Origin of the sequence: Necropsobacter rosorum (genome assembly GCF_964241405.1) — a bacterium.
Lineage (GTDB): Bacteria > Pseudomonadota > Gammaproteobacteria > Enterobacterales > Pasteurellaceae > Necropsobacter > Necropsobacter rosorum.
The window spans coordinates 500985-527183 of record NZ_CAXSXF010000001.1; the positions used below are offsets into that span (position 1 = coordinate 500985).

Below are 26199 nucleotides of genomic sequence, written 5' to 3' on the forward strand. Positions count from 1 at the left end.
AAAAAGGGATGCGCGCGGCATCCCAACATTTATGAACAAATTTGATTACGCGAAATAGTTTTCCAAATCGTCGCTGCCGCCGATATGTTTCCCGCCGATAAACACTTGCGGCACGGTGACGCGGCCGGTAATCGCCCGCACCGATGTAATCGTCGCATCCTTACCCAATATGATTTCTTCATAAGGCAGGCCTTTTTCTTGCAGCAAGGCTTTCGCTTTGGCGCAGAACGGACAGCCCGGTTTGGTGAAAAGAGATACGGACGGTTTCGGCGTCCAGTCCGGTTTAATGTATTTAATCATGGTATCCGCATCGGAAACTTTGAACGGATCGCCCGGTTCCTGCGGCTCAATGAACATTTTTTCGATCACCCCGTTTTTCACCAACATGGAATAACGCCATGAACGTTTACCGAAACCGAGATCATCTTTATCCACCAGCATACCCATGCCTGCGGTAAACTCGCCGTTGCCGTCCGGAATCACCGTAATGTTGGACGCATCTTCATCCGCACGCCAAGCGTTCATCACGAAGGTATCGTTGACCGATACGCAAATAATATCGTCCACCCCCAGCGCTTTGAATTCTGAGGCCAGCTCGTTATAACGCGGTAAATGAGTGGATGAACAGGTCGGGGTAAACGCACCCGGCAAGGAAAATAACACGACGGTTTTGTTATCGAATAATTCTGCGGTCGTAACATCAACCCATTTGTCGCCCTGACGGGTATGGAATGTGACCTGAGGAACTTTTTTTCCTTCCATTGCTGCCATAATTTTTCTCCTATTTTTGAATGGATTATTTACTACGCTGTAAATTATAGTAGAATCTGTGATATAGTTACAAACGATTAATACCTATCCTTTTAATTGATTCTTTCTATAAGGTGAATATATGAATATCCGCGATTTAGAATATCTGGTTGCTTTGGCCGAACACAAGCATTTTCGCCGCGCCGCCGATTCCTGCCATGTAAGCCAGCCGACCTTAAGCGGACAAATCCGTAAACTGGAAGACGAACTCGGCATTATTTTACTGGAAAGAACCAGCCGCAAGGTACTGTTTACCCAATCCGGTTTATTATTAGTCAATCAGGCGAAGACCGTATTGCGCGAAGTCAAATTATTAAAAGAAATGGCCAGTAATCAGGGCAAAGAAATGACCGGCCCCCTGCATATCGGCGTAATCCCGACCATCGGCCCGTATTTACTGCCTTACATCGTGCCGACGCTAAAACAGGCGTTTCCCGATCTGGAACTGTTTTTATACGAAGCGCAAACCCAGCAACTGCTGGAACAGCTGGAAACCGGCAGACTGGATTGCGCGATTTTAGCCTCGGTGGCGGAAACGGAAGCCTTTATCGAAGTGCCGCTGTTTAACGAAAGAATGCTGCTGGCCATTTCCGACCAGCATCCGTGGGCAAACAAAACCTCGATCAAAATGGATAATCTCAAAGGCTGCGAAATGCTGATGCTGGATGACGGACATTGTTTACGCGGTCAGGCGCTCGGCTATTGTTTTACCGCCGGGGCGAAAGAAAATCAGCATTTTCAGGCCACCAGTCTGGAAACCCTGCGCAACATGGTTTCCGCCAATGCCGGCATGACCTTAATGCCGGAGCTGGCGGTATTAAGCGAAGGCAACCGCACCGGCGTAAAATATATTCCCTGCACCGCGCCGGAACCGGCCCGCACCGTGGCATTGATTTACCGCCCGGGTTCGCCGCTGCGCAACCGTTATGAGCGCATCGCCGATACGGTTTCCAGCGCAGTCAAACCGATTCTGGCTTAAGAGGAACGTCACATGGCCGGAATTCGTGCAGTGCAGAAAGAAAAAACCCGCCGGGCGTTGGTGGATGCCGCGTTTAATCAACTCAGCGCGGAAAAAAGTTTTTCCAGTTTAAGCCTGCGTGAAGTCGCCCGCGAAGCCGGCATCGCGCCGACCTCCTTTTACCGGCATTTCCGCGATATGGATGAACTGGGGCTGGAAATGGTGGACGAAGCGGGGCTAATGCTGCGCCAGCTGATGCGTCAGGCGCGCAAACGAATCGCCAACGGCGGCAGCGTGATCGCCATTTCCCTCGATACTTTTTTTGAATTTATCAATAACAGTCCCAATGTATTTCGCCTGCTGCTGCGCGAAAGCTCGGGCACCTCGCAGGCGTTTCGTACCGCCGCGGCGCGCGAAATCAAACATTTTATTGACGAACTGACCGAATACATCGCGCACCGTAATAATTATCCGCAGCCTATCGCTTATGTGCTGGCGGAAGGTATCGTCACGCTGGTGTTCACGGCCGGCGCCAATGCACTGGATATGCATAAAAAAGAGCGGGATCAACTCAAAGAACGGGTGGTATTGCAATTACGCATGCTGGCGAAAGGCGCCGATTATACGGCGCACAAAGAAAAAGGCAAAATCTGACCGCACTTATAAGCGGCGCATATTGCGGGTTCAGTAAACCGAACCCGCCGGTTCTTGCCGCAACGGAATCAGAATGCGGCTTTATAGACCGCCAGAATCTCTTCGGCACAGCAATCGCGCGGATTCCCGCCGGTGCACACATCATTAAAGGCATCCACCGACAGCGCCGGCAAATCTTCCTGTTTCACCCCGATTGCCGACAGTTTTTCCGGAATTCCCACCTCTTTCGCCAACCGTCTGACCGCCTCCACCGCGGCGTTGCGATATTCCTCCGGCGTCATATCATCCACGCCGGACACGCCCATCACGCGCGCGATTTCACGGTATTTTTCACCGCTGTAATCTTTATTAAACTCCATCACATAAGGCAACAATACCGCATTCGCAATACCGTGCGGCGTATCATAATACGCCGACAGCGGATGCGCCATACTGTGCACCACGCCTAAACCCACATTGGAAAAGCCCATGCCCGCCATATATTGTCCCAGCGCTATATCCTCACGCCCTTGCGGATCGTTTTCCACCGCCGCACGCAACGAACGGGAAATCAATTCTATCGCCTTCAAATGCAGCGTGTCGGTTAATTCCCAAGCGCCTTTCGTAATATATCCTTCAATCGCATGAGTCAGCGCATCCATCCCCGTTGCCGCCGTCAGTCCCCGCGGCATGCTGGACATCATATCCGGATCCACAATCGCCACCAGCGGAATATCATGCACATCAACGCACACGAATTTGCGCTTTTTCGCTTCATCGGTAATCACATAGTTAATCGTTACTTCCGCCGCGGTTCCCGCCGTCGTCGCCACCGCAATAATCGGCACGCATTTGTTTTTTGTCGGCGCCACACCTTCCAGCGACAGCACATCACCGAACTCCGGATTATTAATAATAATGCCGATGGCTTTCGCGCTGTCAATCGGTGAGCCGCCGCCGATAGCAATCAGATAATCGGCACCGGTGTCTTTAAAACGCGCCACGCCCCGCTTGATCACTGCCACGCTCGGATTTGCCTTCACCTCATCGAATATATCGTAAGCCAACCCCGCGGCATCTAATAGTGCGGTCACTTTTTCCATTACATTGAATTTCACTAAATCCTTATCGGTGACCACCAAAGCTTTGCGAAATCCGCGCGCTTTCGCCTCGGTCACTACATTTTCCACCGCACCTTTGCCGTGATAGCTGGTTTCATTCAGAATCATTCTGTTTGCCATTGTATTCTTCCTCATCAATGTTAATCCCGCCCGGCAGCCGTCTCCGGGCAAACAATCTTATTCACGCTTTTTGCTTTAGGCTTCAACCGGCGTCACGCCTTTTTTAATGATAATATTGCCGTATTTTGCCGTTTCGCCGGTGATCACAACGGCATACGCCGCTTTCGCCCGTTCATAAAACGTGAAACGTTCGAGTCTTTCCAAATTCGGCGTATTTCCGACCGCACTTTTAATCGCCGCCAAATAGCGCTGCTCCACAGTCGGATCCAACTGATCGCCGGCGACCGGCTGCATCATAATCAACGGCGCGGCGACATAGCTGTCGAATTCAAATAACGGCGCAATGCCTTTTAATAACGTATCAACAGGAATACCGTCGGCGCGAATCACCTTATGGTGCAATTGATGGGCGGGAAAATGCGCATCGGATAATACCAGTTCATCGCCATGCCCCATTTCAGCCAGCACTTTTAATAACGCCGGCGAAATCGCCGGATGAATGCCTTTTAACATAAAACCTCCTTATTCCGTTTGCCTGATAATCAACTCACTCACTTAACATTATTTTTTCACAAAGCGGTTGAAAAAATAGTCTTTTTTCTTATTACGCGGCATTTCGTGAGAGAGATCACAAGAAAGGTGAAAATTACAGCCAAAAAAATGCCCGTTTTGTGCAGAAATACCACAAAACAGGCAAGTTAAACGTGCTACCGATTATTTTATAGAAATAAGTACATCGTGATTTTTACAATAATTCTGCAGCTCCTCCGTCGTCTCACGTTCCGTAAACAAAATATCAATCTGCGATAAATCGGCCAGCTTAATTAAATGTTTACGTTCAAATTTGGAACTATCCACCAATAAAAATTTTTGCCCCGACGCATCCATCATTTTACGTTTTACCGACGCGTTCAGCTCGTTGGATTCCCAAATGGCACCGCTGCTGTCGATACCCGTACAGGAAAACAGACAAAGATCAATATGCAGCCGCTGCAACAACTGCTCGGACAGCGGGCCGTAAAACGCATCGTATTTACTGGAATACACCCCGCCGGTGGCAATGGTCGTCACATTCGGCTTATTGACCAGCGCGGAGATATTATGCATGGAATTAGTGACAATCGTGCAGGGAATATCCGGAATAAGCTGGGTAAAATGCCAACTGGTGGAACTGGCGTCCAGCCCGATAACCGCGCCCTCAAACACATATTCCACCGCACGCTCGGCAATCGCGCGCTTAGCATCATAATTGGCACGCTGGCGCACCTGAAAGGAACTCCCGATATCCTTCGACTGACAACTGACCGCACCGCCGTGCACCCGGTAAACCAATCCTCTTTCTTCCAACCCGTTCAAATCCCGGCGAATAGTTTCCACCGACACCTCAAACCGCCGCGCCAGTTCATCCACTTTCACTTTCCCCGACGTGTTCACCACATGTAAAATCAAATCCGCTCTGGTTTGCATCCTCTCTCCGAAACGGTCAAAACAGTCATGTTTGGATTATATGCTTTATTCTGATTCAAATCAAAATGATAACGTTCTGCTGGTTACCCTGAAAGATTTCCCGGCGGATTTTTTTATTACCTTTCCCGCTCAAAATCCTTTAAAATAGCCGGACTATCGACACTCAACAGAGGGCAATATTATGATTATCGTAACAGGCGGTGCCGGCTTTATCGGCAGTAATATCGTGAAAGCGTTAAATGATCTCGGACGGCGGGATATTTTAGTGGTGGATAATTTAAAGGAAGGGACGAAATTTATTAATCTGGTGGATCTGGATATTGCGGATTATTGCGATAAAGAGGATTTTATCGCCTCGGTGATTGCCGGTGATGAGCTGGGCGAGATCGATGCGGTATTCCATCAGGGTGCCTGTTCCGCCACCACCGAATGGGACGGTAAATACATGATGCAGAACAATTACGAATATTCCAAAGAACTGCTGCATTATTGTCTGGAACGTGAAATTCCGTTTTTCTATGCCTCAAGCGCTGCGACTTACGGCGACAAAACCGAATTCATTGAGGAGCGCCCGTTTGAAGGCCCGTTAAACGTGTACGGTTATTCCAAATTCCTGTTTGATGAATATGTGCGCGGAATTTTGCCGCAGGCCAAATCGCCGGTGTGCGGGTTTAAATATTTCAACGTATATGGCCCGCGTGAGCAGCACAAAGGCAGCATGGCCAGCGTGGCGTTTCACCTGAACAATCAGATTCGGCAGGGCGAAAATCCGAAACTGTTTGCCGGCAGCGAACATTTCCTGCGCGATTTCGTGTATGTCAGCGACGTGGCGCAAGTGAATATCTGGTGCTGGCAGCACGGTATTTCCGGCATCTACAACTGCGGCACCGGTAAAGCGGAAAGTTTTGAGGCGGTGGCGGAAGCGGTATTGCACTTCCACGGCAAAGGCCGGATTGAAACGATTCCGTTCCCGGATCATTTAAAAGCCCGTTACCAAACGTTCACCCAGGCCAATCTGTCCAAACTGCGCGCCGCCGGTTATGACGCGCCGTTTAAAAGCGTGGCGGAAGGCGTGGCCGAATATATGGCATGGCTGAACCGGAAATAAACGTTCTGCCGGGCGCTGCCAATGCCTGCATTGAGATAAGATGTCCGCCGACACTCGGAAACAGACCATTATGAATATATTAATCATCGGCCCGTCCTGGGTCGGCGATATGATGATGTCGCACAGTTTATATCAAACCTTAACGGCCCGTTATCCGGCCTGCGCCATTGATGTGCTGGCGCCGGATTGGTGCAAACCGCTGCTGGCGCGCATGCCGGAGGTGCGCAATGCGCTGAGCATGCCCGTCGGGCACGGCACGTTCGGTTTAGCGCAGCGCTATCGCATCGGTAAAGCGCTGTGTAATCAATACGATATGGCAATCGTTCTGCCGAATTCGCTGAAATCCGCATTGATTCCGTTATTTGCTAAAATCGCCGTGCGGCGCGGTTGGAAAGGGGAAAGCCGCTATGGCCTGTTAAACGATCTGCGCGCGAATAAAAATGATTATCCGCTGATGGTACAGCGTTATGCAGCACTGGGTTATGAAAAAAATGCCGTTCCCGCCGCCGCGGCGCTTTCCCTGCCTTTACCGTATTTAACGGTAACGCAAAGTGCGGTAGAAAAAACAAAAGCATTTTTCTCCGCTCAACTGGCGCAGGCGGAAAATCGCCCGGCCATCGGGTTCTGTCCGGGGGCGGAATTCGGCCCGGCGAAGCGCTGGCCGCATTATCATTATGCCGCTTTGGCAAAACAGCTGATCGCGCGCGGATATGCCGTGCATTTATTCGGTTCGGCCAAAGACAATGCAACCGGCGAACAGATTCGTTCCGCGCTGCCGCCGGCGCAGCAGCGCTATTGCCTTAATCTGGCCGGGCAAACCGACCTTAACCAAGCGGTGGATTTAATCAGTGACTGTCGGGCTATCATCAGCAACGACAGCGGTTTAATGCACGTTGCCGCCGCGTTAAAACGTCCGTTAATCGCCCTTTACGGCCCGACCAGCCCGCAATATACTCCGCCGCTGTCGGATCAGGCGGTGATCATCCGTTTAATTGACGGCGGGTTGATTAAAATCCGCAAAGGCGCGGACAGCGCGGAAGGTTATCATCAAAGCCTGATTGATATTACGCCGGCAATGGTCATAGAAAAACTGAACGCGTTGCTCGCCCCATGAAAGTACTGATTGTCAAAACTTCCTCCATGGGGGATATATTGCACACCCTGCCGGCGCTGACCGATGCCCGTCATGCGCTGCCCGACATTCGCTTTGATTGGGTGGCGGAAGAGCATTTCGCCGAAATTCCGCGCTGGCATGATGCGGTGGATCAGGTGATCCCCGTGGCGATTCGCCGCTGGCGAAAACAGCCGTTTTGCCGCACCACCCGAAATCAATGGAAAACGTACCGCACTTTATTACGGCAAACGCCTTATGATGCGGTTATCGACGCGCAAGGGCTGATAAAAAGCGCGTTGCTGGCGACCCGTTTAGCGCGCGGCACAAAATACGGCTATGATCGCCGCTGCGCGCGCGAACCGCTGGCCGCGTTGTTTTATGATCACAGGTTTTATATTGATTACCGGCAGCATGCCGTGGAACGAATCCGCCGTTTATTTGCTCAAAGTCTGGGCTATCCGCTGCCGTCCGAACGCGGCGATTACGGGATCGCCCGCCGTTTTCAGCCCGCCGATACCAATGCTTCGCCCTATATTATGTTTATCCACGCCACTACCCGCGCCGACAAACATTGGACGGAGGAAGCATGGCGAAAAACCGCGCAAAAACTGACCGCACTTGGTATGCAGGTACGCCTGCCGTGGGGTAATCCACAGGAAAAACAACGGGCGCAGCGTATCGCCGAGGGGATCGAAAACGCCTTCGTGCTGCCCAAGCTGACGCTGACCGAACTGGCGGCGCAAATCGCCGGTGCGACAGCAGTCATTTCCGTCGATACCGGGCTGGCGCACCTCAGCGCCGCACTGGATAAACCCAATATCACCCTGTACGGCCCGACGGATCCGAAACTTATCGGCACCTACGGCAAAAATCAGTTTTATCTGCAGCGGGAAAAAACCGACTTGATTAGCGCGCAGGATGTGGTTAATTTATTGCAAGACAGCATAACATCAGAGCAGTATTAAGGAGTAAACATGACAACCTTAGATCTCACCCCGTTAACCAATGCGGTCAAGCGGTTGCAGGAAGGTTTAGCCCGTTATCAACAGGACATCAATGATTCTCAAATACGCGACGGTTTAATTCAACGCTTTGAATTTACCTATGAAATCAGCCATAAAATGCTAAAACGCTATTTGGAATTAACCTCGGCAAGCCCGACACAATATAGTCATCTTTCCTTTCAGGATCTGATTCGCTCAGCGAATGAAAACGGCTTATTACTGGGCGAATGGGCGGATTGGAGAAATTACCGCGATATGCGCAGCCGCACCAGCCATACCTATGACGAAACGATCGCGCTTAATGTGATTGACGGGATTCCGAAATTCTTACGAGAAGCCGAATTTCTTGAACGACAATTAAGGACACGCAATGCTTGATCTCTCCATGCTGGATATCAAACCCGAACAGTTGCAAATCGTACGCGCCATTTTGCAAAAAAATATCCCGCACTACGAAGTCTGGGCTTTCGGCAGTCGGGTGAAAGGCAAGGCCAAACCTTATTCCGATTTGGATCTGGCGGTGATCGCCCCGGCTCCGCTTTCCTTATCCGAACACGCCAATCTGAGCGAGGATTTTTCCGAATCGGATTTGCCGTGGCGGGTGGATATTGTGGATTGGGCGACCACCGGCGAGAGTTTCCGCCGCATCATCCAGCAGCGTTATATCGTGCTGCAAGCCCCCGCCGTACGTTAAACTTGCGCGATTTGCACCGCACTTTTGCCGGTTACGGCTGATCGCCCTGCAATGCGCGCGGGAAGAGAACGTTGTTTTCCAGATGAACGTGTTCCATCAGCTCGGCGGCAAATTCATTTAACCCGCTGTAAAGCGCCCGCCAGGTATTACAAGCCTCTGCCGGTGCGGTGAAATTAGCGGTCAGTTTCTTGATATCTTCCAGATCATTGCCCGCTTCGTCATGTTCGGCCTCCATCACCGCAATCGGTGCCGCCGCCATCGGCCCTCTGCCGGCTTTGATTAACGGAAACAGAATCTGCTCTTCTTTGCTCATGTGATTGACGAGATCGTCATAAATTTTACGCACAATCACCGCCAGCCCTTTCGGACAGTCGGGCTTATCGGCATGCACGCTTTCCACTTTTTCCGCCATGTCGATTAACCCCGGCAGTTGGGCTCGGTGTTTATCGTGGAAATTCGGAATGATGAAATCGATAATTTCGCCCAACGGTGCGGCGCGCCAGTCTTTACCGCTCTGCGCCGGCTGTTGTGCCAACACTTCCAGCGAGGCTTCCAGCACCGTAACGTCCAGCTCTTTTTCAGCGGCCGCTTCGGCTAAAGTTTGCTTGCCGCCGCAGCAGAAATCCAGCCCCAGTTTTAAAAACAGCTCGGTGGAACGCGGCAATTGTGCGGCGATGTCGCCCAAAGAAAGATCGCGATATGACATACATGACTCCTGTAAATAAAAGCATTATAGTTGAGTAAATTACTCGGATCGGAAATTATATGCCCGTCAAACAGACCGCACCATACTTAAAAAGAAGTAATCCGCTACCTATGCAGCGCCTGACGTAACCCGCCCTGATGGTTCGCCAACAGTGCCGCCGCACTTTCCCGATCCAAACCGCTCAGAATCATCATAATCGCCAGTTTGGCGTGATTATCCGCCACGTGCAGGGCATGTTCCGCGGTTTCCTGCGAACATTCCGTCGCCTGCATCACAATCCGCAGCGCACGGGCTTTCAGTTTTTCATTGCTGGCCTGCACGTCCACCATCAGATTTTGATAACATTTGCCGAGCAGCACCATACTGGCGGTGGTCAGCATATTCAGCACCAGTTTCTGCGCCGTTCCGGATTTCATCCGGCTTGAACCGGTCAACACTTCGGGACCGACCACGGTTTCAATGGCGATATCGGCGATTTTTGCCATGGCGGAGTCGGGATTGCTGGCGATGGAAACGGTGAGCGCACCGCACGCGGTGGCATAATTCAGCGCGCTGATAACATAAGGCGTGCGTCCGCTGGCGGCAATGCCGACCAGCACATCCGCCGCGCCAAAAGCAATCCGCCGTAAATCATGCACCGCCGCCTGCTGATCATCCTCCGCGCCCTCGACCGGATAGCGCAGCGCGCGTTCGCCGCCGGCAATAATGCCCTTGACCATCTCCCCCGACACGCCGAACGTCGGCGGGCATTCCGAGGCATCCAGCACGCCCAAGCGTCCGCTGGTGCCGGCGCCGATATAAACCAGACGGCCGCCGCGGCGAAAGGCGGCGACAATCTTCTCCACCGCCAGTGCGATTTGCGGCAGCGCCCGCTCAACGGCGACCGGCACTTGCTTGTCTTCCTGATTAATCAGCGTCACCAGCGCCAGCGGCGATAAGGTATCCAGCGCCATAGAATGCGGATTGCGCCGCTCGGTGATCATCTGCTCAAGCGCGGCTAAAAGAGGCTGTTTTGTCATAATTATCTTCCGTTCAGGTTAAACATTCTCAGGACGGCGAAAAAAACGCGCCCAAACCGACCGCACTTTGCGCGCCGGTGACACTCGGCAGATTGCCGGCTAATCCGTTGCGATAGCGATACGCCAGCCACGCGAACGCCGCGGCTTCCACATAATCGACATCCAGACCGTACTCCGTGGTGGTCGCCACCGTCCAATCGGGCAGCGCTTGTTTAAACCGCGCCATCAATAACGGATTTTTCGCCCCGCCGCCGCAAACCAGCAACCGGCAAGGCAGCGCAGTTTGCCGGCGGATTGCCGATAACGATTGCAGCGTGCTTTGCAACGTAAATTCCAGCAACGTGGCCTGCACATCACAAGGCGAAAGTGCGGTGTGTTTTTGCCGTTTTTCGGCCAGCCACGCCGCATTAAACCATTCGCGGCCGGTGCTTTTCGGCGGTGGCAGCGCGAAATAGGGGTCGTCCAGTAAATCCTGCAACAGCGCGGCGCTTACCTGCCCGCTTTGCGCCCAGCGGCCGTTTTCATCATAGGGTTTGCCCAAATGGCGCTCAATCCAATCGTCCATCAGTGCGTTGCCCGGCCCGGTGTCATAGCCGATCACCGGCTGGCCGGGAATTAATACCGAAATATTACTGATCCCGCCGATATTCAGCACCACCGTTACCCGCTCCGACGTGCCGAACAGGCCCTGATGAAATGCCGGCACCAACGGGGCGCCCTGCCCGCCGTAAGCCATATCTTTGCGCCGGAAATCCCCGATAACCGCAATGCCGGTTTTGGCCGCCAGCAAATTCATATCGCCAAGCTGCATGGTAAACGGGTACGGCCCCTGCGGGGCGTGCCAGACGGTCTGCCCGTGGCAGCCTATCGCCTGAATATCCCGCGTCGATAACCGTTGGCGGCGCAGAAAATCGTTGACGCACTCGGCATAAAGCAATGCCAACCGATGATCGAGTTCGCCAAGGTGTTGCAATGAAGTTTGTCCCGTACGCAAAAGTGCGGTCAGTTTTGCGCGAATTTCCTGCGGCATCGGGGTAAACGCCGCAGCAATCAGCCTTGAGCCGCCGGCGCTGAAATCCATCAGCGCCAGATCGACGCCGTCCAGACTGGTGCCGGACATTATGCCGAGATAATAATTATTCATACCGGTTCATCCTGCTGCTCATCATGAAACTGTTGATCGTTTTATTTAATCCGCTTTCTATTATAGAATAACGCTGATTTTTTACAGCATATAAAGAGAATTTCTATGAAAAAACTGAGCGTCGTTATTCTGGCTGCGGGCAAAGGCACCCGCATGTATTCCGATTTACCGAAGGTTCTGCACAAAATCGCCGGCAAACCGATGGTCAAACATGTGATTGATACGGTCAAAAAACTGCATGCGGACAAAATTCATCTGATTTACGGTCACGGCGGTGACATCATGCGGGCATATTTGCAGGACGAACCGGTAAACTGGGTGCTACAGGCCGAGCAGCTGGGTACCGGACACGCCATGCAGCAGGCCGCGCCGTTTTTTGCCGATGACGAAAATATCCTGATGTTATACGGTGACGGCCCGCTGATCACGCCGGAAACGCTGCAAAACCTCATCGCCGCCAAACCGGAAGGCGGCATTGCGTTGCTGACGGTTAATCTGCAGGATCCGACCGGCTACGGGCGTATTATCCGGCGCGACGGCAACGTGGTGGCCATTGTCGAACAAAAAGACGCCGACGCGGAACAGCGCAAAATTACCGAAGTGAATACCGGCGTGATGGTTTCCGACGGGGCGAGTTTCAAAAAATGGCTGGCGCGCCTGCATAACAATAACGCGCAGGGCGAATACTACATGACCGATGTGATCGGGCTGGCGAATCAGGACGGCTGTCAAGTAGCGGCGGTGCAGGCGACGGATATCATGGAAGTGGAAGGCGCCAATAACCGCCTGCAGCTGGCGGCGCTGGAGCGCTATTATCAGCGTAAACAGGCGGAAAAACTATTGCTCGCCGGGGTCATGCTGGCAGATCCGGCGCGTTTTGATTTACGCGGTGAGCTGATTCACGGTAAAGATGTGGAAATCGATGTGAATGTGATTATCGAGGGCAAAGTCACGCTCGGCGATCGCGTGCGGATCGGAGCGGGCTGCGTGCTGAAAAACTGCGACATCGGCGACGATGTGGAAATCAAACCGTATTCCGTGTTCGAAGATGCCGTGGTCGGCCGACAGGCGCAAATCGGCCCGTTTTCGCGTTTGCGTCCGGGTGCCGAACTGGCGGCGCAAACCCATGTGGGCAATTTTGTGGAAATTAAAAAATCCCGCGTTGGTGAAGGCTCTAAAGTGAATCATTTAACCTATGTGGGCGATGCGGAAATCGGGCGCGATTGCAATATCGGCGCCGGGGTGATTACCTGTAACTACGACGGTGCGAATAAATTCAAAACCCTGATCGGCGACAATGTGTTCGTCGGTTCCGACGTGCAACTGGTGGCACCGGTCAGCGTGGCGGACGGCGCCACTATCGGCGCAGGTTCCACCATCACCCGTGATGTCGCCAAAGACGAACTGGTAATGAGCCGTGTGCCGCAGCGCCACATTCAGGGCTGGCAACGTCCGAGTAAGAAAAAATAATCCCTTGCCGACCGCCGCACCCTAAAGTGCGGTGCGTTTTGGCCACGTTTTGCGCAACCTGCGTAAATTTTGGCGATTACGGCGCCATAGGTGCTGAAATCACTTTTTATCATTGACGTTTATAAGGAAAATTTATGACTGCTGAAGCAAATAACACGCCGGAGATTGATATTCAGGCGCAAACCGCCGAGCTTATCGACAAAGTACAAACGCTGGATATGAATGCGTTGCTACACGATTACCTCATTCCCTACGGTACCAAACTGCTGCTGGCGCTGCTGATTTACCTCGTGGGTAAATTTCTCGCCCGCTTGTTAAGCCGTCTGCTGGGCAAAGCGGCGTTCCATTCCACCAAAGACGAAATGCTGCAAGGATTCGTGCGCTCAATCAGCTATTTTCTCTTCCTGCTGATTGTGGTTATCGCCGCGTTATCGCAACTGGGCATCAACACCACCTCACTGGTCGCGTTAATCGGTGCGGCAGGTTTGGCCATCGGTCTGGCATTACAAAATTCATTGCAGAATTTTGCCGCCGGGGTGATGATTTTAATTTTTAAACCGTTCCGCAAAGGTGATTTTATCGAAACCGGCGGCATCTCCGGTTCGGTGGAACAAATCGGCTTGCTGGTGCTGGAACTGCGCACCGGCGATAACAAAACCGTGCTGGTGCCGAACGGCAAAGTGTTCGGCGACAGTATTACCAATTATTCCAGCAATCCGACCCGCCGTATTGATTTTGTCTTCGACATCGCCTATGAAGCGGATATTGAGCAGGCAAAAGCGCTCGTGGCCGATTGTCTGCACGCCGATGAGCGCATTCTGCAAACGCCGCAACCGACGATTGCCGTCGGTGCGCTTACCGCCAACAGCGTACAGCTGATCGTGCGTCCGTGGGTCAACACCGCAGATTACTGGGGCGTCCACTTTAATATTACGGAAAAAGTGAAACTGGCTTTTGACACCGCCGGCATTACGATCCCATACAACCAGCTGGATATTCATCTCACCGACAACCGCTCGCTTGTAGTGCATAAAAAATAGGTATATCGCGCACGAAAGTGCGGTCATTTTTTTACAAGAAAAAGCAAGCAATCCCCCGCCCTAAAGCGGGGATTGCTTTAAAAGTCCAGCCCTAATCCCAACTCCTGCAGCAATCCCTGTTCGATAAGCAGTTCGTTTTTTATCAACGGATTGCGTGCCAGATAGCCGGGCGAGAACGTCAGTTTCCAGCGGGTTAAAGTGCGGTCGGTTTTCAGTTTGATTTGTTCGGTGGTTTCCGTCGCCTGACGGGATTTATTCAAAATCACGGCCAAACGCAGCAGGCGAACCAGCGCCAGCACGTCTTGCTCGGCATAACGGGCGAATTTTGCCAGATCCGTCGCTTTGAACGCATTGATCTGATAGCGCACCAGCGTCGCCAGTAAACGCTGCTGTTCTTTATCAAAGCCCGGCAGTTCCACATTCTGTAAAATATAAGCGGAATGTTTTTGTACGCCTTTGTGGTTGATCACAATACCGACTTCATGCAAACGCGCCGCCCAAAGCAGAATATCTTTCATTTCGGCGGCGCATTGGGTTTGCTGCCATGCCTTGTAGCGCTCGCATAACAACTGCGCCGTTGCAGACACCCGCGCCGATTGCGCCTGATCCAGATTAAATTGTTCCGCCAGACCTGAGGCGGTACGCTGGCGGATATCGCTGACCTGAAAATTCTTTTCCAGACTATACATCACCCCTTCGCGCAGTGCGCCGTCGGAATAGCGCATTGTCTGAATCGCGAAGGTTTCAAATACCGCCGTTAAAATCGCCAGTCCGGGCACAAACACATCGGCCCGATCGTCGTTTAAGCCGGGCAGGCGCAGACCGTCGAAATGCGAAGCCTGCAACACTTTTTCCGTCAGCTGCGCCAGACGCTGTGCGGTGATCACGCCGTTCGGATCATAATTCGCCATAATGACCTGATAAACCGTTTTGATGGTTCCCGATGATCCCAGCACCGATTGCCAGCCCAGATGACGGTATTCAAAGGCCAAATCTTCAATTTTATTCAGCGCACTTTGTTTGGCCCGCTGAAAATTGTCCGCCGAAATTTCGCCGTTCGGAAAAAACTTCTTGGCAAAACTGACACAGCCCATATGCCGGCTTTCGGCGATTAACGGGGTGAAATTGTCGCCGATGATCATTTCGGTGGAACCGCCGCCGATATCCACCACGAATTTACGCCCGGTTTCCGGCTGAGTATGCGACACGCCGGCATAAATCGTTTTCGCTTCGGTCTGTCCGGTAATAATGTTGATAGGATAAGGAAACACCTGTCGCGCCTGCGATAAAAACTCCGCTTTATTGACCGCACTGCGCAAGGTGTAAGTGCCCACCACATTGACGTTTTCCGGCTTAAATCCCTGTAGCCGCTCGGCAAACAGCGCCAGACAATTCACACCGCGGCTGATCGCCGCCTGACTTAATACATTGTGTTCATCCAGCCCTTCCGCCAGCTGCACTTTCTGTTTTAAGCGCGACAGCACCTGAATCGAGCCGTTGATAATCCGCGCCACAATCATATGAAAACTGTTGGAGCCCAAATCAATCGCTGCGATTTCACGCACTTCACCGCGGTGATGGGCAAACGCGGTGGCTTTCGCAATTAAATTTTCGTTATTCATAAGATTGCCTAAAATTCAAACTGGTAAAGGAGATCCACGGCCTGATTCACACCGGAAACCGATTGTAAATACAGCTGTGACATAAGTTTATAACGTACCGTAAATTCCGCCAGTCCGTCAAATACCCCGACCCCATATTTCACTTGCAGACGCGGAGTAATGTTGCCGCTAACCACCACTTTCGAGCTGTCACCTACGCCCTGCGTGCCTAAATTGAGATCCTGAATGCCGAACGCCTCGCCGATGCCGCCCACCAGTTTACCGCTTTTCGCCAGCCCCATACCCAGCAGCGCCACGCCGATAGAACCGCCGGAACCGCTTTCGCCGCTGTTTTCCAGCGAACGCCCGGTTAACAGATAAGACAACGCCTGATCCTGCGACATACTCGGTTCGGAAAAGACCGTGACGGTCGGCGCATCCGCAATGCCGATCACCTTCACCCCGGCAATCACGTTGCTGTTTTCCATCGCCGTCGGATTACGAATCGCTTCAATATTCAACATCGGCTGCGACGGCATACCGGAGAAGCTGATCTGTCCCTTACGGATGATCAGATCCTGTCCGAACGAGGCATAACGGCCGTTTTTCAGGTTAATTTGCCCGAATAATCCCAGCTTGCCCTTATCCTGCTGTACCGACAGCAAACCGTTTAAATCGGTATTCAGCCCGTAAGCGTTTAAATTCACATCATCGCCGATCTGAATTTTCAAATCGGAACGAATCAGCATTCCGCTGCGGGTTTCCGCGTTCAGCTGTCTGGCGGTGAGTTTATCCTTGGTTTTATCCGGGCCGTCGAGGATCACCTCGTCTTCGCTGACTGATACCGCGCTGTCCGGCAGGCTTTCAATCGCAATTCGCGCCCACGGCACATCCACCAGACCGGACAGTTCCAGCAATTTCGGCGTGGCTTTCATTTCCACATCCGGACTAACCACCAGCTTCGCCATCGACGGAATATTGACCTTAAACCGATCCGCTTTAGCCTGTACGCGGGTTTCCCATTGCGCCAAATCTTTCCAGCTGGCTTCGCCGTGAATATCCAGCCGGCTGTCCGGCGTCTGCAGGCGGCCTTGCAGGGTGGAGCTTCTGCCGTGAAATGCAATATCGATGCCGCTGTCTTTAATATCAAACGGCAGCGACTTCATCACCGCAGTTAACCCTTTGACATTAAAGGTGCCGTTGATCAGCGGCGCGTTCAGATCACCGCCGAATGTCAGGGCGGCGACAATTTCCCCGCCGAGGCTTTCTCCGCCGGATAACAACTGGTTAGCCAGATTCAGATTAAGCTGCCGGATATTCAACGAACCGCCGAGGCTGCGGCTGCCGGTTAAATCCTGCAATTTCAGATCAGTGCTGATACTGCCCTGATTTTGAATACTGATGTCGGATTTCACCCCCAGATTATTATTCTGCAACTCCGCATTGACCGTTAATTTCGGCACCGCCAGCCGGAAAGTGCGGTAATTGATTTTATGCGCCAGCGATAAATCGTTACCGTCCAGCTGAAGATTGAGCTGCATCGGTTTATCCGTAAACCAAGCGACCTTACCGCTGCTGTGCAGTTGTCCTTTCAGCAGCTCCTGTTCAATCAGTCGGTTCACCAGATCTAAATTCAGCTTTTTCAGTTCAAAGGCGATGTCACCCTTTGCCCCCGCATTAAAGGCCTGCGGGAAACAAAACAGAATATCCGGATTCGTCCAGCAATGTGCGGACACATTCACCTGCATCGCCCGGTTGTCATAATTCAAATTAACGTTGTGATCGGTTTTCCAGCCGCCCACCGGGGAATGAATGTCAATATTGCTCAGCACGCCTTTCCACACCTGCGAAGTGCGGTCGAAACTGCCGCTTAAATGTAAATTTGCCGCCGCCGGTTCGCCTTGCGACTGTAATTGCAGGCTGTGATTTTTTTCATCGCCGCCGGCAGTAAGCTGCGCGCTGCTGATATGGATGTCATTGTAACTAAAACCGTTCAGCGCCAATGTCATGTTGCCCTGAATCATTTTTTCCGCGCTGAGCTTGCCTTGCAGGGTGAGGTTATTCAGATTCATATCCTGAAAACGGATATGATTGCCGACCAAATCCATATTCACATTCGGCTCGCGAATATCGCCCGTCAGCGTTGCCATGCCTTTCAGTGAGGCCGCCAAACCGGGCAGCAAACCGCGTAAATCAGGAGCATTAACGGTCAGGGCTAAATCCGACTGCCGGCTTAACTGGCCTTGCAACGTGATGTTATTGTCACCGTAATTCAGCAGCAAATCCGGAACATCCAGCAGTTTGTCCTGACTGGCGCTCAGTCGCCCCTTCAAGCTCAGCGCACGCTGTGACAGCGAACCGTGCAGATTCAACTCCGGCAGCTCAACCGACCACAGCTCGCCGCTGACCTGTCCGTTGCTTTGGATATTGCCGGAAACAACCGCCGGCATAGTGCGCCAGTATTCCCCCACATTCATATTGGAGAAAGCCAGCTCTGTTTGCCATTGTACCCCTTGCCGCCAATCCGCCTTGCCTTGCAGGCTGGTGCTGCCGTTCAGCGCATTTAGCTGCAATTTTTCAATCTGCAAATGAGATAATCCCCCGTTCAGCGCACCGTCGATCTGTGTTTTCGGCGCGCCCATACCGGCGATGCCGGCGGTTAAATCCGCCTGATAGCTGAGCAGATCGCCGTTGACAGTCAGCGCGAAATCATTGATTTTCAACGGATCCGGCGCTTTTTTATCAAACGGATACTGCAACTTCTGGCTGCTCAGATTGAGTGTAAACGGGGTTTTCGGTTCGTTAAGCGCTACTTTCGCGCTAAACAGCGCCGAGGCGGCACCTTGAGTTTGCACGGAAAGTGCGGTCTGTTTTTTCAGATTTCCGCTCAATTCAAGCCGGATATGACTGTCCGGCAATAGCAGCTGATGGTTCTGCATCTCAGCGTGAATATCCGTTTGAATCAGAAAATCCAGCGGAAAATCACCGTCTAATCGCATATTTCCCTGCCCTTGCAGAGTGCCCAGTGAGCTTTCTATCCGCAATGTCTGCAATGCAACCGCATAGCCCGTGGCATCGGCCTGCAACTGAAGCAGCGGCACGCTGACTTGCTGCACCGCATCGCCGATTTCATGCCGGTAGGACCAGTTTTTGCCCTGAATATCCTGAATGTGCATATCAAAAGGTAATTCGACCGTCACCAGCTCCGCCAGCAACGGCGGCGTCAGGCGCTGTTCCAGTTCATCCCAGTTAAGCGCGTGATGTTCGGTTTGAGCCTCCGGCGCGCTCTGCGCCACGGTTTTCGTCACTGCAGTTTCAACGATTTCGGCTTTGCTGACCTTGGTTTCCACCGATAAATCATCAATGCGGGTCGGCAGTAACGTGAAACCGCTGTCATTATTTAATTCCAGCGCGGTATGAAACTGTTCCAGCGCGATCTGCGTGTTGTCCACATTCACGCTCAGATTGGTCACATCAACCCGGCGCACCGACACGGCGACCGGCAGCGTAATACGCTGCATCGGCGTATTATCCTGCACCTTTTCTTCTGCCGGCGGCAGAGCGGCGGTATCCACCTGAATCTGGCCGCCGCTGACGCTTAACTCCTCCACACAAATCCGCGCTTGCAGCAAACAGCCCAGATCCAGCTGTAGGCGCGCCCGCTCAATCAGACTGTTAACGCCCTGCGACTGAAAACGGAGATTTTTCAGCACCAACCCGTCCTGCAAGCCGCCTTCAATCTCTTCAATGGCAAGGCTATCCATGAATTTATCGACCATCCGGAGCGCATTTCGCTGGCCGGCATCGGTCGCTAACGCGACGAGTAAGCCAAAAACACTACAAAAAACTACCGCACTTCCGATACACAGTATTCGCTTGCAGCGCTTTCTTTTGCCTGTTTTTGCTGCGCTCTCCGCCATTTCGTCGCTTTTTTGCGCGCGCTTGTCCTGTTCTTCGATTTGTTCTGTCATGCCGCAACCCGTTTATAATTCCGAACCTAATCCGATATAAAACTGAATATTTTTGCTGTCATCTTTATCGCGCACCGGAGTGGCGATATCCAGCTTAATCGCCCCGACCGGCGATGCCCAACGCACGCCGAAGCCGGCGCCGTAACGCAGCTCGCCGGCACTGAACGCGTTGGCGGCCAATCCGGTATCGGCAAAGGTGGCTAGCCACCAGCCGTCATACACCTGATATTGGTATTCCAGCGAGCCGGTGGCCAACCGTGAAGCGCCGACGAGTTTCCCCGCCGCATCTTTCGGTGAGATTTTTTTATAGCCGTAACCGCGCACACTGCGATCGCCGCCGGCAAAAAAACGCAGTGCGGGCGGAATTTTATTAATATTCGCCGTATGCAGCCAGCCGACTTCGGCGCGGGCCACAATGCGGTGATTGTCCGCATATGTGCGGATCCACGCCGTCGATGCCTGAATTTTCAGGAAGTTGACATCCGACAGCCATATTTTTTGTCCGATATCGACCGTAATCCGCTGCGAATCGCCCCAAGTGGGAAACAACCCGCCCTGCAACCGGGTACGCGAGGCCGATGCGGTGGGATACAGTAAAAATGTGGTATCCGATACGCTGGCCTGGGTAAAGGAATCATAACGCATGCGCAGCCCCAGAGAATGCTGCCAGCCGGTCGGGCGGTTCCAGTAACGCAGGGCGGCGAAGGTGGCCGCCGTGGTATCGGTATCATTATCGTTTTCCCGTTCAAAACCGGTCGAAAATTCATAATAATATTTCAGCGGATTTTTCAGCAGCGGCATTTTATAAGTGGCTTCCAGCGTCTGCTTGGGGGCGGATAAATACAGATTAGTATGAAAACTATGTCCGCGGTCGTTGATCCAAGGTTTGGTCCAGCCGAACTGAAAGCGCGGCCCCACATCGGAAGAATAGCCGATCCCCACGTCCATCGCATTTTTCTTGCGCGGATACAGCAGCACATCCACATCGACCACTTTTTTCGTTTCGTCCAGCGTCGGCTGCAGCAAGACGGAGCTGAACCAGTTAGAGGACGTATAATCGTTGGTCAGTGCGGATAATTCGTTGATGGAATACGGATCGCCCGGTTTAATCTGCATAATATTGCGCAGATAATCCTCACGGATCTGCGAACGGGCAAAGGTAAAGCGGCCGAAACGATAACGTTCGCCGCTGTTGAATACGATTTTCCACCATGCCTGATCGGTGGACGGTTTGACTTCCAGACGCGCCTGTTCAAATTCGGCGTCAAAATAGCCGCGTCCCTGCGCAAGGGATTGCAGGCTGCTTTTATAACCGTCATAAACCGAGTGATACAGCATATCGCCTTTTTTCGGTAGTTTTTTATCCAGCGCACGAAAGGCGTCATCCTCTGCCGCCTGTCCGAGCAGCGTAATCTCGGTGGCCTCAATTAACACCGGTTTGCCGGCGTTGACATCCGCCACCAGCAGCGGGCGTTTGCCGCCCGATTTTGCCGGCTGCAACGAGAAATCAATCTGCACATTATAATAACCGTACACCCGCAGGGCTTTGTTGATCGCCTCCCGCACCAATTGCTGATAACGTTCGGAACCGTCGGCTTCTTCTTTATCAATCATGGCGGTATAAATATCGACGTTTTCGATCGCCTTAACCCCTTTTACCCCGATGACCTTCAGGTCAACCGTCTGTTCGGCAAACGCGGACAAACCGAGCGCACAACAGGCGCATAGCACGGCAAAACGGGCCGTTAAAAACTTTTTATCGTGATTCATAAATTCCCCAAGCACAAGTTGCCCCTAGTTTACTTTTAAGATCAAGGGTTAGCAATGCAAAGTGCGGTCGGTTTTACGATAATTTACATAAAAAAACAGCCGGTAAATCACCGGCTGTGGCATCAGGATCACATTCAGGCGCCATGGTGTTTAAAATACACGACGGTGGCGGCGACACGCGAATGCACGTTCAGTTTACGCAACAGGTTGCGGATATGCACTTTTACGGTCTCTTCCGAGATAAACAACTGCCCGGCAATCCGTTTATTGGACAGTCCCGTGGCAATCAGCCGCAGCACGTCCATTTCCCGGTCGGTCAGCAAATGAATCGGATCCTGCTGCGGACGCTGCTCCAGCAATAAATCCTTAATCGAATCGCTTAAGATCACCTCGCCCTGCGCAATCCGTTTAATCTGCGCCAGCAGCGTATCCGGCTCGGTATCTTTCAGCAGATAGCCGTCCGCGCCGGCGTCAATCAGCTTGAAAATATCGTTTTTATCGTCGGACACGGTCAAAATCACGATCCGCGCGTCAATATTTTCATCCCGCAGCGCCTTAAGCGTATCCAGCCCGGACAGCCCTTTCATATTCAAATCCAGAATAATCAAATCCGGCGCATTGCGTAACGTCAGATTGATTCCTTCCGCCCCGTTGCCAGCATCGCCGACCACTTCAAAAATATCATCCAGCTCAAGCAATTGCTTAATGCCGCGACGCATTAACGGATGATCATCGATGATGACAACTTTCATTTTATCAGACATATATCCCCCGATTATGACAATACCCGGCGGCTGTGAAACGGCAGAATCTTCACACCGTCGTCGCCGGATAATAATTGATAAAACTGTGGATAATTAAAGTTACGTTGGACGATTTTATACGGATTATCGCCGCCGTCAAATCCTGCCGATTGGTAAATGTGATTAATCTCATGAATTTTGCGTTCTTTGGATCCCTCGCAATGGCGGTAGATCTCAATCCGGTTGGCTTCATCCAGAATATACACATTGAACGATTTATTCGGATTGTCTTCAAAGAAGAACTGCAAAAAGCCTTCGCTGGCAAAGGCGTCGATTTCGTAAGGATAGCGTTTTTTATTGGCCAGCACCTCGGCTTCTTTTTCTTCAATGGTGCCTTGCAGGGCGGTATTAAAATCCTGATTGCAAATTTGTGTGTTTGCACCCTGTATTTCCTGCAGGCTGATGCCGCGTTCCTCAAAGAAAAACTGCCAGTTTTTACCGGCCACGCGCAATAAATTGTTCTGCGGTACATCGCTGGTACCGATTTGAATACTGATACATTTATTGATTAACGCGGTGACGATATTACGCAGCGTGTTCTGGTAATAACGGCTGTAACAGAAAACATGCACCGATTGCGGTGAAGCGGCGCCGCGATAGATTTTATTCGACAGCACCTTTAACGCCAACAAAATGGCGTTCGGCCCTTCAAAATGCAGGGTACGGATTTCGTTCCAGACATTGCGGTAAGTCAGATCAATACTGCCGACCAGACTTTCTTCCGCCGGCCCGAAACTGAACAGATCGCTCGGTACGATGGTGGATTTCGCCTGTTGCAGGTGAACGGTCGGATCCGACACCAGATTAATCGCCACCACCAGATTACGGATTTCACAATTGCGGTTTAATTCGCCGTTGCTGACCGACGGCACGCTGACCGGCAGCGATAAACGCAGGTCGGTGACAAAGCGGCGCAATGTCTCTTTACTCAGATTCGGGCTGGAAATATGCAGCCCGGTATTGGAGGTCAGCAGGCGGTTAAAATACGCCCACGCCACCAGTTTATTCAGACTTTCGCCGTATTCGACATAACGCTGCTGTTCAAATCCTTTAATATCGGGGGTTTGATTTACCATATACCAGCCGTCTTTAAAGAATTTATTGTTTTTAACCTCAATGAACGTGAGGTTTTTCTCCGATAAGTCGGCGGAAATCATGGAATTCAGTAAGGTGATTTTGCCCGGCAGCTCTTCAAAGGCGGTGTATAATTTACGCGTCAGAATGCTGATATCCTGCGGCATAATTGCGGAATTGACTTTATGTTTGCGCGCAAACTGTACCAAATGACGATAACTGTGCATTAAAAATTTAATCAGATTATTATAGCTTTCGCGCGCCCGTTTAATTTTCCAGCAGGCATGGCAATTCAGCTCCGCCACCACATCATCCGACCATCCCCATTTTTTCACCAGCCGGTTCAGTTGCACAAAGCGCCAGTTGCTTTCGCGCGGGCTTTGTCCGTATTCGTTGGATTTAATATAGAAACAGCGGCGCAGAAAATCTAGCCGTTTAAATTCGTTTAAACTGTTCAGGTATGCGCTCGCCCGTTCCAGCATCGTCAGATAAGGGTCGAAATGATGATTGCGTTCGCCGCGCAGTAACTGATGTTTAAATTCCTGCGCGATCAGATAGGTGTTCGGATATTCCCACGAATAAGTTTCCAGCAGCAGGATTTTCAGGACGGACTTATAAGGCGCGTCAATCCCTTTATACAACTGCCACAGCGTAGCGCCGAAATATTCATTGGCGGAAAAGGCGCCCAGCCCGCCGAAATCGACCCAATCGTCCATATTGATGAGCTTTTCCCGCGCCAGACGTTCCACTTCCGCTTCGTAATCCTGTTCCTGCTCCACCGCCAAATGCAGCCACAGCAGCGGCTTGCCCGCCAGACGGATGACCGAGCGGTAAAATTCGTCCAGCAACAGCATATATTGCGCCGAACCGCAGTTATCCGCGGTCAGCGGCTCCACATAACGGAAACTGCGGAAACGCTGTTGATCCATAAAATACAGATTCATTTCGACCCCAAGCCCCAACGCCCAGCGGCGCAACAAATCGGCTTTTTTCAGCAACAGATTTTTTGCCTCCGGGCTCAGATCTTCGCGGTGGCATATCCAGATGTCCAGATCCGAGCTTGGCGTCTGGCTGACGGAGGCGATGCTGCCCATCACATACACGCCCAGCATCGGCGCTAAAGTGCGGTCGGAAATCGCCTTAATTCCGGCTTCCAGCGCCGCGGCCTCATGCTCAGGCAAATGCAAAAACAGATAATGATGTTGATAGGCGGATAATTTGAAATCAGCAATCCCTGCCGGCGCATTTTCGACATAGCCCGGTAAATTGGGATGATTAATATTTAACAGCAAGGTAATGACTTGAAACACTTGTCGGAACTGTTCCGAGGCTCCCGCTAAGGCACGTTCGGAACGCAATTTATCCAAGTATTCCACTTGTTTTCTTGCACGCTTAAAATCGTAATTCAAACAATATCCTAGAAAATGGGGAAGGTTCTACAATCACTGAAAAAATAATATTTATTGTGACGGAAAATCACCGTCCGGCAAAACGGAATTCGTTTATTGTCGGCTCTCTACTCTATCACTTGGTTCTGACGAAAGCAAAAAATTTAAATCAAAACTGACATTTTTCAGCAACAATGATAGGATAAGCCTAACATTGATAACCGGATCCGAGTTTGTATGACGCTGAAAAACACGCTGAAAATTGCGACCCGACAAAGCCCGCTCGCCTTGTGGCAGGCAAATTATATTAAAGATCGCCTGCTGGATTTATACCCCGCGCTACAGGTGGAACTGCTTCCGCTGGTGACTAAAGGCGATGTGATTTTAGATACCCCGCTGGCGAAAATCGGCGGCAAAGGGTTGTTTGTAAAAGAACTGGAACACGCCCTGCTCAACGGTAGCGCGGATATCGCCGTACATTCAATGAAAGATGTGCCGATGCAGTTTCCCGCCGGTTTAGGTTTAAGCGTTATCTGCAAACGTGAAGACCCGCGCGATGCGTTCGTCTCCAACATTTACCGCAGTCTGGCGGAATTGCCCGCCAGCGCCGTTGTCGGCACCTCCAGTCTGCGCCGCCAATGCCAGCTAAAACAGCATCGCCCCGATTTAGTGATCCGCTCGCTGCGCGGCAACGTCGGTACCCGTCTAAGTAAACTGGATAACGGCGAATACGACGCGATTATTCTCGCCGCGGCCGGTTTAATCCGGCTGGGATTGTCCGAGCGTATCGCCTCGTTGATCGAGCCGGAAATTTCCCTGCCCGCCGCCGGCCAAGGCGCCGTCGGTATCGAATGCCGCACCGCAGACAGCCGGGTGCGGCAATTACTGGCGCCCCTTGCCGATCAGGAAACCACTTATTGCGTCAGCGCCGAACGCGCCATGAATAATCGTTTGCAGGGCGGCTGCCAGGTGCCGATTGGCGGCTATGCCGTTGTGCATGAGGGCGAACTCTGTCTGCGCGCGTTAGTCGGCGATGTGAACGGCACGCAGATTCTCCGGGCGGAAGGAAAAAGTGCGGTCGAAAATGCCGAACAATTGGGCATTGAAATCGCTGAACGATTATTACATCAGGGGGCGGATCGGATTTTACGCTCAATTTATCAAGACTGAGGCAGAGGAAAAAC

General features: G+C 51.9%; 22 protein-coding genes. 10 read left to right on the forward strand and 12 right to left on the reverse strand.

Annotated features, from left to right (window positions below; translation table 11 throughout):
- Positions 1-45: 45 nt before the first annotated feature.
- Positions 46-771, reverse strand: coding sequence for a redoxin family protein (locus ACESOH_RS02385; RefSeq protein ID WP_373099421.1), 726 nt, complete (start codon positions 769-771; stop codon positions 46-48).
- A gap of 121 nt (positions 772-892) precedes the next feature.
- Here ACESOH_RS02385 and oxyR point away from each other — a divergent pair, with 121 nt between their 5' ends.
- Positions 893-1789, forward strand: a complete 897-nt coding sequence (gene oxyR / locus ACESOH_RS02390) for a DNA-binding transcriptional regulator OxyR (RefSeq protein ID WP_032093908.1) — start codon at positions 893-895, stop codon at positions 1787-1789.
- Positions 1790-1801: 12 nt separating this feature from the next.
- Entirely contained in the window at positions 1802-2422 is a 621-nt protein-coding gene (gene fabR / locus ACESOH_RS02395; protein ID WP_032093909.1) for an HTH-type transcriptional repressor FabR, read from the forward strand.
- Positions 2423-2490: 68 nt separating this feature from the next.
- Here fabR and fucO read toward each other — a convergent pair whose 3' ends face one another.
- The 3 genes from fucO to ACESOH_RS02410 all read right to left on the reverse strand — a co-directional run bounded on the left by fucO (position 2491) and on the right by ACESOH_RS02410 (position 5109).
- A complete protein-coding gene (gene fucO, locus ACESOH_RS02400; RefSeq protein ID WP_373099423.1) occupies positions 2491-3642 on the reverse strand; it encodes a lactaldehyde reductase in 1152 nt (383 codons plus the stop codon).
- Positions 3643-3717: 75 nt separating this feature from the next.
- Positions 3718-4155 (reverse strand): L-fucose mutarotase, encoded by a 438-nt coding sequence (gene fucU / locus ACESOH_RS02405; protein ID WP_373099425.1) that lies wholly within the window; start codon positions 4153-4155, stop codon positions 3718-3720.
- 201 nt (positions 4156-4356) lie between these two features.
- Positions 4357-5109, reverse strand: a complete 753-nt coding sequence (locus tag ACESOH_RS02410; protein WP_032093912.1) for a DeoR/GlpR family DNA-binding transcription regulator — start codon at positions 5107-5109, stop codon at positions 4357-4359.
- A gap of 181 nt (positions 5110-5290) precedes the next feature.
- Here ACESOH_RS02410 and rfaD point away from each other — a divergent pair, with 181 nt between their 5' ends.
- The 5 genes from rfaD (at position 5291) to ACESOH_RS02435 (ending at position 9029) form a co-directional block, all read left to right on the forward strand.
- Complete coding sequence (gene rfaD / locus ACESOH_RS02415; RefSeq protein ID WP_373099427.1) at positions 5291-6217, forward strand: ADP-glyceromanno-heptose 6-epimerase; 927 nt, start codon at positions 5291-5293, stop codon at positions 6215-6217.
- 70 nt (positions 6218-6287) lie between these two features.
- On the forward strand, positions 6288-7331 hold the full coding sequence (gene waaF / locus ACESOH_RS02420) for a lipopolysaccharide heptosyltransferase II (RefSeq protein ID WP_373099429.1): 1044 nt from the start codon (positions 6288-6290) through the stop codon (positions 7329-7331).
- Positions 7328-8296, forward strand: coding sequence for a lipopolysaccharide heptosyltransferase RfaC (gene rfaC / locus ACESOH_RS02425; RefSeq protein ID WP_373099431.1), 969 nt, complete (start codon positions 7328-7330; stop codon positions 8294-8296). The genes waaF and rfaC overlap by 4 nt, the downstream gene beginning before the upstream one ends.
- Positions 8297-8305: 9 nt before the next feature.
- A complete protein-coding gene (locus ACESOH_RS02430) occupies positions 8306-8713 on the forward strand; it encodes a nucleotidyltransferase substrate binding protein (protein ID WP_373099433.1) in 408 nt (135 codons plus the stop codon).
- Positions 8706-9029, forward strand: a complete 324-nt coding sequence (locus tag ACESOH_RS02435; protein WP_373099434.1) for a nucleotidyltransferase family protein — start codon at positions 8706-8708, stop codon at positions 9027-9029. Before ACESOH_RS02430 ends, ACESOH_RS02435 begins: the two co-directional genes overlap by 8 nt.
- A 31-nt stretch (positions 9030-9060) precedes the next feature.
- Here ACESOH_RS02435 and ytfE read toward each other — a convergent pair whose 3' ends face one another.
- The 3 genes from ytfE to ACESOH_RS02450 form a co-directional block, all read right to left on the reverse strand.
- Entirely contained in the window at positions 9061-9735 is a 675-nt protein-coding gene (gene ytfE / locus ACESOH_RS02440; RefSeq protein ID WP_373099436.1) for an iron-sulfur cluster repair protein YtfE, read from the reverse strand.
- 104 nt (positions 9736-9839) lie between these two features.
- Positions 9840-10754: an N-acetylmuramic acid 6-phosphate etherase gene (gene murQ, locus ACESOH_RS02445; RefSeq protein WP_373099438.1), complete on the reverse strand. Its 915-nt coding sequence runs from the start codon at positions 10752-10754 to the stop codon at positions 9840-9842.
- 28 nt (positions 10755-10782) lie between these two features.
- Positions 10783-11898 (reverse strand): anhydro-N-acetylmuramic acid kinase, encoded by a 1116-nt coding sequence (locus tag ACESOH_RS02450; protein ID WP_373099439.1) that lies wholly within the window; start codon positions 11896-11898, stop codon positions 10783-10785.
- A gap of 105 nt (positions 11899-12003) precedes the next feature.
- Here ACESOH_RS02450 and glmU point away from each other — a divergent pair, with 105 nt between their 5' ends.
- Positions 12004-13368, forward strand: a complete 1365-nt coding sequence (glmU, locus tag ACESOH_RS02455; protein ID WP_373099441.1) for a bifunctional UDP-N-acetylglucosamine diphosphorylase/glucosamine-1-phosphate N-acetyltransferase GlmU — start codon at positions 12004-12006, stop codon at positions 13366-13368.
- Between the two features lie 134 nt (positions 13369-13502).
- Complete coding sequence (locus ACESOH_RS02460) at positions 13503-14408, forward strand: mechanosensitive ion channel family protein (RefSeq protein ID WP_373099443.1); 906 nt, start codon at positions 13503-13505, stop codon at positions 14406-14408.
- Between the two features lie 77 nt (positions 14409-14485).
- Here the strand turns inward: ACESOH_RS02460 and ppx are convergent, their stop codons facing one another.
- The 5 genes from ppx to ACESOH_RS02485 all read right to left on the reverse strand — a co-directional run bounded on the left by ppx (position 14486) and on the right by ACESOH_RS02485 (position 25036).
- Positions 14486-16030: an exopolyphosphatase gene (ppx, locus tag ACESOH_RS02465; RefSeq protein WP_373099445.1), complete on the reverse strand. Its 1545-nt coding sequence runs from the start codon at positions 16028-16030 to the stop codon at positions 14486-14488.
- 8 nt (positions 16031-16038) lie between these two features.
- Positions 16039-19980: an autotransporter assembly complex protein TamB gene (gene tamB, locus ACESOH_RS02470; RefSeq protein ID WP_373099447.1), complete on the reverse strand. Its 3942-nt coding sequence runs from the start codon at positions 19978-19980 to the stop codon at positions 16039-16041.
- A gap of 12 nt (positions 19981-19992) precedes the next feature.
- Positions 19993-21750 carry an autotransporter assembly complex protein TamA gene (gene tamA, locus ACESOH_RS02475; protein ID WP_373099449.1) on the reverse strand — a complete coding sequence of 586 codons (1758 nt, stop codon included), beginning with the start codon at positions 21748-21750 and terminating at the stop codon, positions 19993-19995.
- A 134-nt stretch (positions 21751-21884) separates the two neighbouring features.
- Positions 21885-22514, reverse strand: a complete 630-nt coding sequence (locus ACESOH_RS02480; protein ID WP_373099450.1) for a response regulator — start codon at positions 22512-22514, stop codon at positions 21885-21887.
- Between the two features lie 11 nt (positions 22515-22525).
- Positions 22526-25036, reverse strand: a complete 2511-nt coding sequence (locus ACESOH_RS02485) for a class I adenylate cyclase (RefSeq protein ID WP_032093057.1) — start codon at positions 25034-25036, stop codon at positions 22526-22528.
- Positions 25037-25252: 216 nt separating this feature from the next.
- Here ACESOH_RS02485 and hemC point away from each other — a divergent pair, with 216 nt between their 5' ends.
- A complete protein-coding gene (gene hemC, locus ACESOH_RS02490; protein ID WP_373099452.1) occupies positions 25253-26185 on the forward strand; it encodes a hydroxymethylbilane synthase in 933 nt (310 codons plus the stop codon).
- Positions 26186-26199 lie beyond the last annotated feature (14 nt).

Excerpts from the sequence above, each read along its gene's own strand:
- waaF (WP_373099429.1), top strand. The coding sequence starts at position 6,288 with ATGAATATATTAATCATCGGCCCGTCCTGGGTCGGCGATATGATGATG.
- glmU (WP_373099441.1), top strand. The coding sequence starts at position 12,004 with ATGAAAAAACTGAGCGTCGTTATTCTGGCTGCGGGCAAAGGCACCCGC.
- ppx (WP_373099445.1), bottom strand. The coding sequence starts at position 16,030 with ATGAATAACGAAAATTTAATTGCGAAAGCCACCGCGTTTGCCCATCAC.
- fucU (WP_373099425.1), bottom strand. The coding sequence starts at position 4,155 with ATGTTAAAAGGCATTCATCCGGCGATTTCGCCGGCGTTATTAAAAGTG.
- ACESOH_RS02435 (WP_373099434.1), top strand. The coding sequence starts at position 8,706 with ATGCTTGATCTCTCCATGCTGGATATCAAACCCGAACAGTTGCAAATC.
- rfaD (WP_373099427.1), top strand. The coding sequence starts at position 5,291 with ATGATTATCGTAACAGGCGGTGCCGGCTTTATCGGCAGTAATATCGTG.
- ACESOH_RS02430 (WP_373099433.1), top strand. The coding sequence starts at position 8,306 with ATGACAACCTTAGATCTCACCCCGTTAACCAATGCGGTCAAGCGGTTG.
- tamB (WP_373099447.1), bottom strand. The coding sequence starts at position 19,980 with ATGACAGAACAAATCGAAGAACAGGACAAGCGCGCGCAAAAAAGCGAC.
- tamA (WP_373099449.1), bottom strand. The coding sequence starts at position 21,750 with ATGAATCACGATAAAAAGTTTTTAACGGCCCGTTTTGCCGTGCTATGC.
- hemC (WP_373099452.1), top strand. The coding sequence starts at position 25,253 with ATGACGCTGAAAAACACGCTGAAAATTGCGACCCGACAAAGCCCGCTC.
- fucO (WP_373099423.1), bottom strand. The coding sequence starts at position 3,642 with ATGGCAAACAGAATGATTCTGAATGAAACCAGCTATCACGGCAAAGGT.
- ytfE (WP_373099436.1), bottom strand. The coding sequence starts at position 9,735 with ATGTCATATCGCGATCTTTCTTTGGGCGACATCGCCGCACAATTGCCG.
- ACESOH_RS02450 (WP_373099439.1), bottom strand. The coding sequence starts at position 11,898 with ATGAATAATTATTATCTCGGCATAATGTCCGGCACCAGTCTGGACGGC.
- ACESOH_RS02480 (WP_373099450.1), bottom strand. The coding sequence starts at position 22,514 with ATGTCTGATAAAATGAAAGTTGTCATCATCGATGATCATCCGTTAATG.
- rfaC (WP_373099431.1), top strand. The coding sequence starts at position 7,328 with ATGAAAGTACTGATTGTCAAAACTTCCTCCATGGGGGATATATTGCAC.
- ACESOH_RS02460 (WP_373099443.1), top strand. The coding sequence starts at position 13,503 with ATGACTGCTGAAGCAAATAACACGCCGGAGATTGATATTCAGGCGCAA.
- murQ (WP_373099438.1), bottom strand. The coding sequence starts at position 10,754 with ATGACAAAACAGCCTCTTTTAGCCGCGCTTGAGCAGATGATCACCGAG.
- oxyR (WP_032093908.1), top strand. The coding sequence starts at position 893 with ATGAATATCCGCGATTTAGAATATCTGGTTGCTTTGGCCGAACACAAG.
- ACESOH_RS02410 (WP_032093912.1), bottom strand. The coding sequence starts at position 5,109 with ATGCAAACCAGAGCGGATTTGATTTTACATGTGGTGAACACGTCGGGG.
- ACESOH_RS02385 (WP_373099421.1), bottom strand. The coding sequence starts at position 771 with ATGGCAGCAATGGAAGGAAAAAAAGTTCCTCAGGTCACATTCCATACC.
- fabR (WP_032093909.1), top strand. The coding sequence starts at position 1,802 with ATGGCCGGAATTCGTGCAGTGCAGAAAGAAAAAACCCGCCGGGCGTTG.